The organism is Vibrio barjaei (assembly GCF_001639065.2).
Lineage (GTDB): Bacteria > Pseudomonadota > Gammaproteobacteria > Enterobacterales > Vibrionaceae > Vibrio > Vibrio barjaei.
In genome coordinates, this window is the sequence record NZ_LQXO02000049.1 from 1 (window position 1) to 595 (window position 595).

Genomic DNA, 595 nt, shown 5'->3' on the forward strand with positions numbered 1-595 from the left:
AACTCGCTAATGCAATCCGCGCGCTAAGCATGGATGGTGTTCAACAAGCTAACTCAGGTCACCCAGGTGCACCAATGGGTATGGCAGATATCGCTGAAGTTCTTTGGCGTTCTCACCTAAATCACAACCCGTCAAACCCAGAGTGGGCTGACCGCGACCGTTTTGTTCTTTCTAACGGCCACGGCTCTATGCTGATTTATTCTCTGCTTCACCTAAGCGGTTACGAGCTATCCATTGACGATTTGAAAAACTTCCGTCAACTACACTCAAAAACACCAGGCCACCCAGAGTATGGTTATGCACCAGGTATCGAGACCACAACGGGTCCTCTAGGCCAAGGTATTACTAACGCGGTTGGTATGGCGATTGCTGAGAAATCTCTTGCAGCGCAATTCAACAAAGAAGGTCACGACATCGTCGACCACTTCACTTATGTATTCATGGGTGATGGCTGTCTGATGGAAGGTATTTCTCACGAAGCGTGTTCTCTAGCAGGTACATTAGGTCTTGGTAAGCTGATTGCTTTCTGGGATGACAATGGTATCTCTATTGACGGTGAAGTGGAAGGTTGGTTCTCTGACGATACACCTAAGCG

Annotated in this window: 1 pseudogene; it reads left to right on the forward strand. The window is 48.1% G+C overall.

What is annotated here, in order from left to right:
* Positions 1-595: pseudogene (locus AWH66_RS20330) on the forward strand (transketolase); the annotation flags it as partial.